Origin of the sequence: Bartonella sp. AA16NXGY (genome assembly GCF_042197325.1) — a bacterium.
Taxonomy (GTDB): domain Bacteria; phylum Pseudomonadota; class Alphaproteobacteria; order Rhizobiales; family Rhizobiaceae; genus Bartonella.
Genome location: NZ_JBHIRR010000001.1, coordinates 66,535 through 81,349, shown reverse-complemented (window position 1 = coordinate 81,349; position 14,815 = coordinate 66,535). Strand labels below are relative to the sequence as shown.

Annotated in this window: 13 protein-coding genes; 4 read left to right on the top strand and 9 right to left on the bottom strand. The window is 37.6% G+C overall.

The window, feature by feature from the left end:
• Positions 1-194 precede the first annotated feature (194 nt).
• Together ACFINK_RS00320 and ACFINK_RS00315 are read right to left on the bottom strand one after the other, a co-directional pair.
• A complete protein-coding gene (locus ACFINK_RS00320; RefSeq protein ID WP_375612095.1) occupies positions 195-1,043 on the bottom strand; it encodes a S49 family peptidase in 849 nt (282 codons plus the stop codon).
• A gap of 191 nt (positions 1,044-1,234) precedes the next feature.
• Positions 1,235-2,023, bottom strand: coding sequence for a tRNA1(Val) (adenine(37)-N6)-methyltransferase (locus ACFINK_RS00315; RefSeq protein ID WP_375629758.1), 789 nt, complete (start codon positions 2,021-2,023; stop codon positions 1,235-1,237).
• Between the two features lie 179 nt (positions 2,024-2,202).
• Here ACFINK_RS00315 and ACFINK_RS00310 point away from each other — a divergent pair, with 179 nt between their 5' ends.
• The 4 genes from ACFINK_RS00310 (at position 2,203) to glyS (ending at position 8,324) form a co-directional block, all read left to right on the top strand.
• Positions 2,203-3,279 (top strand): polyprenyl synthetase family protein, encoded by a 1,077-nt coding sequence (locus tag ACFINK_RS00310; protein WP_375629760.1) that lies wholly within the window; start codon positions 2,203-2,205, stop codon positions 3,277-3,279.
• Positions 3,280-3,374: 95 nt separating this feature from the next.
• Positions 3,375-5,069, top strand: coding sequence for a tetratricopeptide repeat protein (locus ACFINK_RS00305; RefSeq protein ID WP_375612092.1), 1,695 nt, complete (start codon positions 3,375-3,377; stop codon positions 5,067-5,069).
• Between the two features lie 91 nt (positions 5,070-5,160).
• On the top strand, positions 5,161-6,102 hold the full coding sequence (locus ACFINK_RS00300) for a glycine--tRNA ligase subunit alpha (protein WP_375606430.1): 942 nt from the start codon (positions 5,161-5,163) through the stop codon (positions 6,100-6,102).
• Positions 6,102-8,324 carry a glycine--tRNA ligase subunit beta gene (gene glyS / locus ACFINK_RS00295; protein ID WP_375638042.1) on the top strand — a complete coding sequence of 741 codons (2,223 nt, stop codon included), beginning with the start codon at positions 6,102-6,104 and terminating at the stop codon, positions 8,322-8,324. The genes ACFINK_RS00300 and glyS overlap by 1 nt, the downstream gene beginning before the upstream one ends.
• Positions 8,325-8,448: 124 nt before the next feature.
• Here the strand turns inward: glyS and ACFINK_RS00290 are convergent, their stop codons facing one another.
• The 7 genes from ACFINK_RS00290 to ACFINK_RS00260 all read right to left on the bottom strand — a co-directional run bounded on the left by ACFINK_RS00290 (position 8,449) and on the right by ACFINK_RS00260 (position 14,341).
• Positions 8,449-8,943, bottom strand: a complete 495-nt coding sequence (locus ACFINK_RS00290) for a F0F1 ATP synthase subunit B (protein ID WP_375638039.1) — start codon at positions 8,941-8,943, stop codon at positions 8,449-8,451.
• Positions 8,944-8,954: 11 nt separating this feature from the next.
• On the bottom strand, positions 8,955-9,521 hold the full coding sequence (locus ACFINK_RS00285; RefSeq protein WP_375612089.1) for a F0F1 ATP synthase subunit B: 567 nt from the start codon (positions 9,519-9,521) through the stop codon (positions 8,955-8,957).
• 143 nt (positions 9,522-9,664) lie between these two features.
• The gene (locus ACFINK_RS00280; protein ID WP_005773968.1) at positions 9,665-9,895 is read right to left on the bottom strand and encodes a F0F1 ATP synthase subunit C; all 231 of its coding nucleotides are present in this window, start codon (positions 9,893-9,895) and stop codon (positions 9,665-9,667) included.
• A 54-nt stretch (positions 9,896-9,949) separates the two neighbouring features.
• Positions 9,950-10,708, bottom strand: a complete 759-nt coding sequence (locus tag ACFINK_RS00275; RefSeq protein ID WP_375638128.1) for a F0F1 ATP synthase subunit A — start codon at positions 10,706-10,708, stop codon at positions 9,950-9,952.
• Between the two features lie 7 nt (positions 10,709-10,715).
• Positions 10,716-11,150 carry an AtpZ/AtpI family protein gene (locus ACFINK_RS00270; protein ID WP_375612110.1) on the bottom strand — a complete coding sequence of 145 codons (435 nt, stop codon included), beginning with the start codon at positions 11,148-11,150 and terminating at the stop codon, positions 10,716-10,718.
• A 1,090-nt stretch (positions 11,151-12,240) separates the two neighbouring features.
• Entirely contained in the window at positions 12,241-13,665 is a 1,425-nt protein-coding gene (gene der / locus ACFINK_RS00265) for a ribosome biogenesis GTPase Der (RefSeq protein ID WP_375638037.1), read from the bottom strand.
• A gap of 4 nt (positions 13,666-13,669) precedes the next feature.
• Entirely contained in the window at positions 13,670-14,341 is a 672-nt protein-coding gene (locus tag ACFINK_RS00260) for a tetratricopeptide repeat protein (RefSeq protein WP_375612087.1), read from the bottom strand.
• Between the last annotated feature and the right edge of the window lie 474 nt (positions 14,342-14,815).

Below are 14,815 nucleotides of genomic sequence, written 5' to 3'. Positions count from 1 at the left end.
CCCTTTTACCCATACTTTTAGCACGAGCCCTATAAACAGCTTGGAATATTCTTAATCGTTTTCTAAAAAACAATAAATATAAAGAGTTCTCATACAAAATAAACGACATGTTCTCATTCGTATCATTTCAAGCCTTTTTTCTTCTAGTATCTGTTTTTAGATAAAAATCTCTCTGGCTTGAATGATCCTTTCCATCACAAACCATAACGCTGCCAAAGAGCTCGCTCTTCTGCTGCCATCAATGCACTATCAACGACTGTATAAACCGTATGTGCCGTCACTCCTGAAGGCGTTTTAGGTCCTAAAAAACTTTTTGGAGGCATAATAAGTCGAAGTTTTGCATCATTACCAAAGCGCTCCTTAATAACAGAACGTACATCATTCAATCCATCAACCAGACCAAGCCCAACGCTTTGTTTTCCACTCCAAAACATTCCTGTAAAGAGATTCGAATCATCTGATAATTTTTCAGCACGCCGTTCTTTAACCAAATCGATAAAAGTTTGATGCACTTCAAGTTGGAGAGATTTCAAATGCTCAATATCCGCCTTTTTTTCTGGCTGAAATGGATCTAATGTAACTTTGTTCTTTCCTGCTGTGTATACACGCCGTTCGATACCAATTTTCTTCAAAAGTTCCGGAAAACCAAAGGAAGCTGAAACCACTCCAATGGAACCAACAATTGAAGAAGGATCTGCAAAAATTTCATCCCCTGCACAAGCAATCATATAACCACCAGATGCTGCAATATCTTCAATAAACACAAGAACCTTTTTATTTTTTTCTTCTGCCAAGTCACGAATGCGCTTGAAGATAAAACGCGATTGTACAGGTGAACCACCAGGAGAATTAATAATAAGTGCAACAACCGGTGACTTTTTGTGTGCGAAAGCCTTCTCTAAAAGATTTGCACACCTACTGAGGGAAAGGGTACGAGATATAGATGCTGATGAATCCATAATTGCTCCTTGAAGGCGCACCACAGGAATTTCAAGTTTATCGGAAGAAAAACGGCGTGGAATAAAACTTTTAATAAAATCCATCAAAACAAAATCTCCTTATAAATTAAGAACAATTAAATAGGCAAGGACAACAAAAAGGAAGAACGCGATACCATCCAAAAACGCCAATCAATCCCCACATTACAACCAGAAATATAATTTCATCCAAAGTCAAACCTCCCTAACAACAAAGTGTAGACTTTAAATAATAAACTAAAAAACACAAGATACTATTAGAAAAGTTCCCACAAGCTTATATATCCATTATTAATTGCATCAACTCGGGGTGAAAAAGTATGGTCATTACCTTCATGTATAACCAATGCCGGTAAAATAGATAAAGCTGCTCTGCTTCCTCGTTTTGCGTAAAATAAAAGACGAATTGCTGCTGTCTTTGCACGTGCATGCACAGGAACGATACAAATACCACCAAAGCGCCCTTCTAAAGCACGCAAAATATCTACTAGTGATTGTGGTCGTGCAATGAGCCCTAAGTATCCACCTGGCTTGACAATCGCTGCTGCACTCCGCAACCAATTATCAAACATCGCTTCAGGCATAACATGTGCTTCAGATTTTTGTTGATCAGGTGTCTTGCGATCAGTGGGATTATTAAAAGGTGGATTCATAATCGCAAAATCAAAGCTATTATCTATCAAACCTGCTTTTATACGGGCATTCCCTTTGAAGGTAACATCTGCTTCTAGCAAACAAATTCGGCTAGCAAATTGTTTATTTTGTTTTAGCATAAGCGTTTTTTGAGCATAAGATATCATAAAAGCCGAACGTTCAACTAAGGTAACATGAACTTTCAGACAACGCGAAGCAACAGCTAACCCTGCAGCTCCAGCACCAGCACCTAAATCAACAACCTTGCCCTTTAAATCACTTGGAACCAAACTAGCTAATAACATCGCATCCATTCCAGAACGATGACCATATTTATGGGGTTGAACCAAATAAAATTTCCCGCGGTGAAAACTGTCAATTGTTTCACCACTCTGATTCGCTGCTTTATCCATTTAAAAGCCTAATGCTCACCTTTATAAACTGCATTTTTGCCATTCAGCTGCTATTTTAAATTTTTTATTATTTTATAACAATAAGATTACACTCGCTAAAGAACATTTCTTGCCAATAACATTCCAAGCTAACACTTTTAAACGACATCAAAAGCTTGAGTCAAAACCAAACCCCCTTTATGCTAATGAATAAAGTAAATTTTATATATGTCCATTGCAATACTCTAGGAGTAAACACATTGAGTGCAGCTATCAAACCAAAACAAATAAGAAATAATCAAATTTCTCTTCAACCTCTTGTCAATCTTACTCAAAAAGATATGGATTGCGTAAATCAATTTATTCTCTCTATGGCAAAATCAGAGGTTGAGATGATCCCTGAAATTTCTAACCATCTTATTTCATCAGGTGGAAAGCGATTACGCCCAATGATTACGCTCGCTTCTGCTCATATGTTCGGTTATCAAAGTGACGGGCATATAAAACTCGCAACAGCTGTTGAATTTATGCATACAGCAACATTGCTACACGATGATGTGATTGACGAAAGTAATTTACGACGTGGAAAATCTACAGCACGGATGATTTGGGGGAATCAAGCAAGTGTACTTGTTGGTGATTTCCTATTGGGCCAGGCCTTTAAAATGATGGTCGATGTCGGTTCCATAGAAGCGCTCTCTGTCCTAGCCAACGCTGCTGCAATTATTGCTGAAGGAGAAGTTATGCAACTTTCTGCCGCAAAAAATATAAAAACCAGCCCTTCAGAATATCTCAAAATCATCGATGCAAAAACAGCAGCACTTTTTTCAGCAGCCGCTGAAGTAGGACCCATTATTGCTGGCTATGGAAATAAAGAGCGTTCTTCATTACGTGAATATGGAACATCCTTAGGTTTAGCTTTCCAATTAATTGATGATGCACTTGACTATAGCGGTAGTGCTCAAAACTTAGGAAAAAATATAGGGGATGATTTTAGAGAAGGAAAAATCACAATGCCTGTTATTCTCGCATATGAGCGTGGGAATATGGTAGAAAAAGATTTCTGGAAAAAAGCGCTTGAAGATGGCAATAATAATGATGAATCCTTCGCACACGCGCAACACTTAATGGAAAAGTATGATAGTATCACAGATACAATAGAACAAGCACGCATCTATGGAAAATATGCAATTGATGCTCTTGTTCCCATGAATGAAAATCTTGCTTATAATGCTCTCGTTGAGACTGTTGAATTTTGTATTGCGCGCGTAAACTGAATTCTTTGCAAGAATCGCAGTATTTCTCAACAAAGTAATGAGATATGATCTATAAACAACACCATCAATTGATTATCTTGAAAAGGATTAGCTCCATGTGCTCTGCAACGGTATCTCGACTTTTTGCCCTCTTTATCGTGGGTATCATGCTGATGCCATCCCTCACCTACAGTAAAATAAGTGCAGCAACTCATACAAGCTCATTTACAGGTGCTTATTTAGCTGGACGGGTTGCAAATCATGAAAATAAAACAGAACTTGCTATCAATTATTTTAAACAAGCACTGGTTTATCAACCTGATAACATTGAAACACAAAAAGAGCTCCTTGAAGCTATGCTCTCGGTCGGAAACTTTAAAGAAGCTGTCCAACAAGCCCAAAAACTCAAAGAGAACGATGTTATAACTCCCTTTGTTTCCTTAACTTTGTCAGTAGAAAGTCTCATCAAAAAAGATTATAAGAATGCCAAGGCTCTTCTGAAATTAAAGGAACTTCCTACGTCCAATAATCCAATACCTGAACTCATCGGCGCTTGGATTACATTTGGATCTGGACAAAAATCTCAGGCAATCGATGATCTTAAGAAACTCAAAGGTCCTGTCTGGTATGATCTTTTTATATCTTATCATCTAGCACTTATGAGCGACCTTGCAGAACGGCCAAAGGATGCAAAAAAATATTTCATTAAAGCACTGAGTAACAAACAGGGAACTCTTATCGCTCCTAATACTTATGAGCGTATTATCATAGCCTATGCCTCATTCCAATTGCGCCATAATATGCGCAACCAAGCTCTTCAAACAATCCAGCATGGCGAACAAATGTTGTCAGGTCGAGAAGTCCTTAAAAATTTTCAAGAAAAAATTGAAAAAAATTCTTTCTTAGAGAGAGTTATTAAAACACCTCAACAAGGAGCAGCCGAGGTATTATATAATTTTGGAACAGCCCTCAACTACAAAAACTCAGGGCGAATTGCACGTATTTTTAAGCAATTATCTTTCGCCTTATACCCTCAAAATGACGCAACACTGTTTCAGCTCGCACACATTTCTGCTAAATTGAACGATCCACATCAAGCAATTAAACTTTATCGCGCTTTATCCCCTAAATCTCCTTATTATAAAGATGGACAACTTCATCTTGCATTCCTTCTTGCCAATAACAACAATTACAAAGAAGCAATAAAATTACTCACATTGTTAAATAAAAAATTTCCCAATGATCGTAATATTTTGATAACGCTCGTTGCTTTTTATATGCAGGACAATAAATTTCTTGAGGCCATTAAAACTCTAGACTACGCTATTACAAAGATAAAAAACTTTCAGCAGGACGATTGGAAACTCTTTTATCAGCGTGGTATTGCTTTTGAACGTTTAAAGCAATGGCCAAAAGCAGAACTTGACTTGCGAAAATCACTTGAATTTTTCCCAAATCAACCGCAGGTTCTTAATTATTTAGCCTATTCCCTTGTGGAACGTGGTGAGAAGCTTGAAGAATCGCTCCGTATGCTACAAAAAGCCTCTGCTTTACAAGCTCACAACAGTCATATTCTCGATTCTTTAGGGTGGGCTTATTATAAACTAAAAGAATATAATAAAGCAGTGCAAATATTAGAAAATGCTGTCAGATTACAACCTGAGGACCCAACACTAAATGATCATTTAGGGGATGCCTATTGGAAAGTTGGGCGTAAACGTGAAGCAATCTTTCAATGGAACCACGCAATTGACGGAAAACCAGAAAATTCTGAACAAATTCAAGAAAAGTTGAAATTTGGTTTGCAATAAACGATGCTTAACCATAAACCACATGAAATAATAAATAGAGAAACTAAAATTACTTTGTTTTTTGTTTAGTTCAATATAAAGAGTATAAAGCGTGAAACTGCCTGAACATCTTAACCCCAAACGTTCTTTTCAGGGACTAATATTAACTTTGCAAAATTATTGGGCACACTATGGGTGTGCAATTTTGCAACCTTACGATATGGAAGTCGGAGCTGGGACTTTTCATCCAGCAACAACATTACGCTCTCTAGGACCACGCCCTTGGAAAGTTGCTTATGTCCAACCCTCTCGACGTCCAACAGATGGCCGATATGGTAAGAATCCAAATCGTTTACAACACTATTATCAATTCCAAGTGCTTCTCAAACCCTCTCCGCTCAATCTACAAGAACTTTATATAAAGTCGCTACAAGCTATCGGGCTTGATACAAAACTGCATGATATTCGCTTTGTTGAAGATGATTGGGAAAGTCCCACTCTTGGTGCTTGGGGGCTTGGATGGGAATGTTGGTGCGATGGAATGGAAGTCTCTCAATTTACTTATTTTCAACAAGTGTGCGGCATTGAATGCGCTCCAGTTTCAGGGGAACTCACATACGGTCTTGAGCGTCTAGCGATGTATATCCAAGGGGTTGATAACGTCTATGACCTTAACTTTAATGGTTTGGAGGGAGAAAACAAAATAAGTTATAGAGATATTTTTTTACAGGCAGAACAGGAATACTCATATTATAACTTCGAATTTGCTGATACAAAACTGCTCCATCAGCACTTTATCGATGCAGAACGCGAATGCAGCGCACTTCTTGATGCTGGAAAACCAAATAAAGAAAATGTATTCCATCGCTGTGTTTTTCCTGCCTATGATCAATGTATTAAAGCGAGCCATATCTTTAATCTTTTGCAAGCACGTGGCGTTATTTCTGTAACCGAACGACAAAATTACATTCTTCGCGTTCGTAATCTCGCGCGCCGTTGTGGGGAAGCCTTTTTACTCACAGAAGCTGGACAAATATATACTGGAGAAGCCTAATGTCTGATCTTCTTCTTGAACTTTTCAGTGAAGAAATCCCCGCACGTATGCAACGAAAAGCTGCTGCTGATCTTAAGAAATCTGTTACAGATCAACTTGTAAATGCTGGATTGATCTATGAAGCTGCTCGTGAATATTGGACACCTCGTCGGCTAACATTGGACATACGCGGACTTTCCACACGCTCCAAAGATGTCCATGAAGAACGCAAAGGTCCCAGTATAAAATCACCACAGCATGTAATTGATGGTTTTCTACGTGCAACAGGATTAAATGATGTTTCTGAAGCGCATATTGGACATGATGATAAAAAAGGTCATTTTTATATTGCTAAAATTGTTAAAAAAGGTCGAGCTGCAGAAGAAATTATTGCCGATATTTTACCGGATATTATCCGCAACTTTCCGTGGCCGAAATCTATGCGTTGGGGAAAAGATTCAGCACAAAGTGGTACTTTGAAGTGGATTAGACCTTTACAAAACATTCTTTGCATCTTCGGACCAGAAATTGGTGAAACACATGTTATTCCGTTTACAATTGGTTCTCTTAAAAGCAATAATTTAACTTATGGTCATCGTTTCTTAAGTGATGGAGAGCCATTTCAAGTGCGCCGCTTTGATGACTATGTTACTCAACTTGAAACCCATAAAGTCATTCTGGATGCCGAAAGACGAAAGAATATTATTTTAGCTGATGCCCAAAATCTCTGCTTTGCAAACGGTTTAGAACTGGTTCAAGATAATCCCCTCCTAGAAGAAGTTGCTGGTCTTGTTGAATGGCCTGTTATCCTGATGGGTGATTTTGACAAATCATTCCTTGATATTCCTCCAGAAATTATTCGCTTGACCATTCGAGCCAATCAAAAATGTTTTGTCACCCGCAAACAAGGAGAAAAAGTAAAACTTTCTCATCATTTTATTCTCGTTTCTAATATTCTTGCAAATGATGAAGGCAAAGAAATTTCGAAAGGAAATAGTAAGGTTGTCCGTGCCCGTCTTTCTGATGCACTTCATTTTTGGCAAACCGATCAGCATGATTTGCCTGATCTTCAACAATTGGAATCTTCTATAAAAAAATTTGAGCTTGATATAAAAAAACCTCTCGATCAAAGAATGGCGCGACTTGATCATTTGAATGTAACCTTTCATGCTAAATTAGGTACACAAGGTAAAAGAGTAGAACGCATTGCTACACTCGCACAAGAAATTGCCCCTTTGATACAAACAGATCCTCTTTTAGCAAAACGTGCAGCCATCCTTGCAAAAGCTGATTTGCAAACAGAAATTGTCGGAGAATTTCCTGAACTACAAGGTGTTATGGGGCAAAAATACGCCCTTCTTCAAGGGGAAGATCCTCGCGTAGCTGTAGCAATCGAAGACCATTATAAACCTCAAGGACCAACAGATCGTCTTCCACAAGAACCACTAGCTATAACCGTTATGCTCGCCGACAAAATTGACATGCTCGTTGGCTTTTGGCTCATTAATGAAAAACCAACGGGCTCAAAAGATCCCTATGCGTTAAGACGAGCAGCATTGGGAATTATTAGGCTTGTACTTTCGCGAGATTGGAAAATCAATCTTATGCCGCTGTTCCAGTTAGCAACGAATCTTTTCTTACAACAAAAAAATAAATATGAAATCTCTCAAAGAGAAAATTCACAATTGCAGAATCTGCTTCCAGAAAAAACAGAATATATTTTATCAGATCTGTTATTCTTTTTTCATGACCGTTTGAAAATCTATCTAAAAGAGGAAGGCGCTCGTTACGATGCCCTTGAAGCCGTTTTAAATAAAGATTCTGATGATTTTTTATTGGTTGCACGTCGTGTCGAATCGCTTATCGCTTTCATCAATACCCACGATGGAATGAACTTTGTAGCCTCTGTAAAACGTACTGCCAATATTCTTGAAAATGAATTTCAAAAAAGCACAACAATAGCGAATGAAATTAATCCTGAGCTCTTTGTCGAGAAAGAAGAAAAGCAGCTCTATCATGCAATCTGTGAAGTAGAAAGAAAGGTTCTTGCTCCCATCAATGCAACAAATTTATCATTTGCACTCAGTGTGCTAGCGCCACTTGGAAAATTGATTGATATATTTTTTGAAAAAGTATTGGTGAATGATAAAAAAACTGATGTTCGTGCTAACCGTCTTGCTCTTCTCAAACGCACTCACATTGTTACACAATCGGTTGCAGACTTCTCAAAACTTGTCATTTAAAATCAAAATACCCTATTAACTGATAAAAACAATGAAGATAATTTTTTCTTTTTTATGACTTTTATTAATTAATATTGAGAAAATTATGCAACCAAAGAGACTGTTCTTTATCTCTCAAATATCATTAATTAAGATATGTTTTCATTTTGATAAATGATTCTTTCTCAAGAGACTCTTTGATAAGTTCATCTGCCTTGTTAGAATCTATTTCCCTTGCAATAAGGGTACCTGCTGTAGAAATTGCCAAATCAATCGCCGATGAAGAAACCATGCGTATTGCATCCGCTTCTGCTTGGGCAATTTTTTGTTCTGCCAATTTATTGCGGTTTTTTACATATTCTTCTGCTTTTGCACGGGCCTCAGCAATAACGGATTCAACTTCATGCTTTGCTGCTGCAATAATTTCTTGCGCATCTTTTTCTGCTTCTGCATGTTTGCGTTGATATTCAGCCAATATTTCCTGTGCCTCTTCACGAAGACGCAGAGCCTCATCCAGTTCATCTTTGATACGTTTCGCGCGCGCATCAAGATGGTGTATAACCCTCTGTGGAATTTGGAAATAGACTAAAAGAGCCAAAAAAAGAACTAACCCAACAAATGCCCAAAAAGTATCAGTCATCTTTGTCTTCCTCAATAATCCGCAGTTTTAACAACTGAACGAACAGCCTCTTTGCTGATATCAACGTCAATCAATTTTTTCACAATTTCAAGAGCTACTTCTTCAGCGATAGAACCAACATTTTGCATCGCTTTATCCCGAATTTTTGCTATCTGTTTTTCAGAATCTGCGAGTTTTTTCTCTAGACTCTCTTCAATTTCTTTCCGTTCAAGCTCTGCCTTTTCTTTTAATTCTTTACTAGCTACCTGCGCTATAGCCTGCGCGTTCAAACGCGCTTCTGCTAATTTCCGCTCATAAGTTTCAACAACAATGTCTGCTTCTTGCTTCATGCGCATTGCCTGATCTAAATCAGATGCGATTCGATCTCGCCGTGTTTCAATAACACCGCCAATACGTGGTACAATTACACGGGAGATAAAAAGATAAAACAGTCCGAAAGAAATTGCCAACCAGAAAAAATGCGAACCAAAATGCACAAAATCAAAAGGCGGAAACACACGATTTGCATGCTCTGCTACCTTTTTAATATGTTCTATCGACGTTTCAGTGTTCTGTGCATAAGCGCTTGAAACAAACATCTTCTTTCATCCTTTAAATAGCTTATTAAAGCCCTCTATAACCGATGATAACTGACAAACATCTCTCTGGCATCTCTCTAGTTAAGAGCCTAAAAGGGTAAATCTTTCCTCATGCAAGAACAGATATACCCTTTTGATAATGATTAAACCCCAAAAAGAAGTAATAAAGCAATGAGCAATGAAAAAATTCCCAAAGCTTCTGTTACAGCAAAACCAAAGACGAGACGTCCAAACTGACTATCTGCTGCTGATGGATTTCGTAATGCACCAGAAAGATAGCTACCAAAAATATTACCAAGTCCTAAAGCTGTTCCAGCCATACCAAAGCAAGCAAGACCAGCGCCAATATATTTTGCTGCAAGCACCATTTCCATGTTATTCTCCTTTAAAGCGAAATTGCATTATTCGACGGAAAACCGCCAGTTCTATTAATGTCCTGGATGAATTGCATCATTAAGATACATACAAGTTAAAACCGTAAAGACGTAAGCCTGAAGAAATGCGACCAAAAACTCAAGAGCAGTAATTGCTACAGTCATAATAAGCGGTAAAATCGAACCACCCACACCTACAATTCCTACCCCAATCATTGAAACAACAAACCCAGAAAACACTTTAAGCGTAATATGACCAGCAAGCATATTCGCAAAAAGACGAAGAGAAAGACTAATTGGACGGGAGAGAAAAGAAATAACCTCAATCATTGTCACCAGAGGTAAAACCACAACAGGAACTCCACTGGGAACGAACAGTTTCAAAAAACTGACCCCATGCTTATAAAAGCCATAACCAATCACCGTCAAAATTACCACTATTGCTAACGAAAACGTGATCATGATTTGAGACGTAACCGTATAAAAATAAGGAAAGAGACCAATAAAGTTAGCAACCAAAATAAAAGTAAACAGAGAAAAAACTAAAGGAAAAAACTGCATTCCCTGCACACCAGATGATTCCCGCAGAGTCGATGCTACAAATTCATATGCCATTTCCGAAAGAGACTGCATCCGCGTTGGAACCAATCCACGACTCGATGATGAAATAAAGAGAAAAATAGAAGTTACAACAACCGTGAGAACTGTAAACAATGATACATTTGTAAACGATAAATCCATATTTCCTATGGAAATCTTAATCAGCCTTAAAACCTCAAACTGATGAATAGGATCTGGAGCGTGCGCTGTCACTTCAACCTCATTTATCGGACCTCTCATTGGCCCCTTTATTTTGTTTATCTTGGCGCAATACGCCTTTTTTTCCTAATTGACTGGAGGAAACATACCCCACAGACCGAAGAATACTCAATACACCAGCAGCAAATCCAAAGAAGAGAAAAAATACCAATCCCCAAGGCCATGAACCTGCTAACTTATCAAACCCCAACCCCAAAACAATACCAACTATAATACTTGCCAGAAACTCACTGGAAAGCTTAATTGCACCTGCCATCCTTCCTTGTGATTTTTCCCGCTTATTCCTATGCTCCCGCTTCTTTAATGCTTGCTTGCGCACTAAAGCTACGCTTAAGTTCCTACTACGACATTCCAAATCCTCTGAATGAAGACACTCTCCTTGCTTTTCCTCTTCAGCCTCCTTACGGCTCATAACGGGTTTCTCGCCCATCGCCATCATTGGCTCCTTAATTAAAAAGCAACGTAAGAATACATTTCATAAAACCGTGTGCATCATATTGTTCCCGAATTTATTCGTCAAGATACTAAAAGAAATCTATCACAAGTTATCGTATAAATTTTATTGCAGAAATAACGTATTTTTCAATTTACACGCTTTCTTAAAAAGATATTCCAAGCACCTAAACCGATTTCACGACAGCACCCGTGAATGTATAACGAAAAGTTCACGTGAATAATATAAAACTCATAGAACAACCATTTTTACACTTAACAAAAGGTGTAAACCAATACCATCTTATTTTCCGACTCCCAATGTTATATCAGTCCTAGTTTTGAAAGAGAACATAGAAAGCTAAAAACAGTATGAGAGCGTTGGTTTTCTCCTTTTATTCGAATAAACTTGCACTTTTTATTTTATGAAAATGAAATAATCAATGGTTTCTATATGATCCTATTCGTAAAGTATTTTATATACGCCATTACAGGCCTCATCACGAAATGAGCTTGAGGGTATTAAGAGAAGGTCCTTTAAATACAAGATATTAATAAATCCAAAATTTCAAATAGATTAAGCCAATAGAACACAATAAAATTTAAATACGATTACCATACTACTTTATACAATTTTAATCCACTTTTATGAATTTCGCTCTTTACAATTGAATATCCGTAGATTCAGCAAATATTTTTGCTTTTTATTCAGACAAACTATCGTAAGCAAAAGCGCTTATTCATAAGCTTTATTTTTATGAAACGATAATCTAATGCTGCTTTTCAAACAAGCATCATAATTACATTCCCCTACCCTCATATTGCATCTATTCTTGCACTTTAATAACCCATTAAGAGGATTATGTACTCTTTCTTAAATACTCCCTATTAAACTCTTCTCATGACATGCAAATAAATGATCTTTATCAAGATGAGAGAACTCTATTCAATAGCGCTCATGATAAATGATTATCAATAAAATTAAAACTTTAGCAAATAAAACTTTTTCTTTTATGAAAAGCACGATCATTTAAAAAACTTATTTTTAAGATTCTTAAGTATAGATTTCATTCACTTAAAAAATTAAAGAGTTATCATTTCTTCTTGGAACGTGTCGCAAAAGGATTATCAGAGGCTCGTAATGATATGCGAATGGGTATACCAGACATATCAAATGTTTCACGTAACCCATTGACAAGATAACGCAAATACGACTGAGGCATACTTTTGGGGCGCGAGCAGGAAATCATAAATCCAGGAGGACGTGTCTTAACCTGTGTGATGTATTTAACCTTAAGTCGACGTCCAGAAACCGCAGGAGGTGGATGATGTGCCACAACAGTTCCAAGCCATTGGTTCAATTTAGCCGTCGAAATGCGACGATTCCATACACGGTGCATCATCATGACATTTTCCATCAGTTTATCAAACCCTTGACCATATTGTCCTGATAAAGGAACAGCTCTCAAACCACGAACTTGAGGAAGAAATCGCGCACATTTTTCATGCAAATCAATCAATGTAGTCTGACTGTTTTCAATAAGATCCCACTTATTGAAAGCAATAACTGGAACACGCCCTTCACGAATCACAAGATCAGCAATTTGTAAATCCTGCTTTTCAAAAGGTATCGTTGCATCAAAAACAATGACCACCACTTCTGCAAAACGAATAGCACGCAAAGTATCTGCAACAGATAGTTTTTCTAATTTTTCTTGAATTCTCGACTTTCGACGTAAACCTGCAGTATCAAAAAGTTTAATATGACGACCACGCCATTCCCAATCTACAGAAATAGAATCACGCGTGAGTCCTGCTTCTGGTCCTGTTAACAATCGCTCTTGTTTCAACATACTATTGATAAGAGTGGATTTTCCTGTATTGGGACGCCCCGCAATTGCAATCCTAATGGGCTTACTTTCATCGTAAATAAGCTCCTCTTCTTCCAAATCCTTTACATCATCACCAACAGATGCAGGTTGTATCATTCTATCTTCTTCTTTGTTGTTGCCAAAAACATGCTCTGACCCAACAGCATCTATAATTGCATCACGCAGATCACTAAGTCCCAAACCATGTTCAGCCGATATTGGGCATGGCTCCCCCAAACCTAATGACCACGCCTCATACTCTCCTCCTGTTGCCGCTCTTGACTCAGACTTATTGGCAACAAGCACAATTGGCTTTCCTGATTTGCGAACCAATGAAGAAAAATTTAAATCACTTGGTGTTATTCCGCTCTTTGCATCAAATACAAATAAAATAAGATCCGCTTCATCAATTGCAACTTTTGTATGAGAACGCATACGCCCCTCAAGTGTATGATCACCTGCTTCTTCCAGCCCAGCCGTATCAATCACATCAAAACGTAAATCTTGAAGTTTTGCCGCATGAATACGCCGATCACGTGTTACACCAGGCTTATCATCAACCAAAGCCAATTTTTGCCCAACCAAACGATTAAATAGTGTTGACTTCCCAACATTGGGACGACCAACGATAGCAATGGTAAGGCTCATCGATTTATTCCTTATTTGCCTTGCCCTCAGCTTGTATAAGCTCAAGCATCATTCGAGCCCGATCTGTTATTTTTAAACCCAAAGAACCTTCTTCAGAAATTTTCTTAAAATAATAAACCGCCTCATCCATTTTATCCGCCTTATAAGCAGCTAAGCCTAAAGCTTCTCTTGCAGACATACGCATAGGATCGGTATCACTTGCCATATCTTTGATGCGCTTTTCAACATCAGCTAATGTCCCTGTATCAACCAGAATATAAGCTGCCCGAATTTTTGCAACTTTCTGCAAAATCTGCGGTGCTTTCTCATCCGCTGCAACAGAATCAAAGATCTCCACTGACTTAATAATATCACCTTTCTCCATGAGTAAAGAAGCCTCACGTAAACGAGCAAGAAAAGGATACCCCCCAAAATGAGAGGTTTTAACAGTTTCTAATTGCTTTATCGCTTTATCAAAATCACGTGTATCCGCAAGATCAAGACTCTTTACAAATGCATCACCAATATAACCAGCTTTCTTTATTTGTGTATGATGATAAACTTGATAAGCAACTATCATGAATATAAAAAGAACAGCCGCTCCAATAATTGAAAAACCATACCGTCTCCAAAAAGCAAGCGCCTTTTCCTGACGAAATTCTGCATTCACTTCAGCAATAAAACTATCATACGACATATATCATACCTTGAAAAAAGTTACTTCACCTGTGCTTTTACGCATAAATGGATAAAGATGGTAGCCCTAATTAACTAAAAATCTTTAAATTGCTCGTTTATTTATTTTAAATCAACATGTAGCCAATTCAATCAGATTTTTGCAACAGTCTTAATCGAAAATGATGTAAGCACCCTGTTTGTTCACATTACAGCTTTTACATATTATGAAAAATTCACTGCCTTAATATTTATCATGATTGCCTATCATCTCAAGCGAACTTTCTCTCCATTATATAGAGGAATAATCTTTTAAAGTCTTCAACCGCAATCGTTGGTTGTATTGGATTATACAATTATAATAGAAAAACCAATTCTTGAAAAAACTTGAATAAACAGTAAATTTCCATGAATATCTACTAAAACCAAATAGATAAATTTTTATCTGTATCAAAAATACCGAAGCGCCATGATTACAGTGTGGTATAATTCCAAA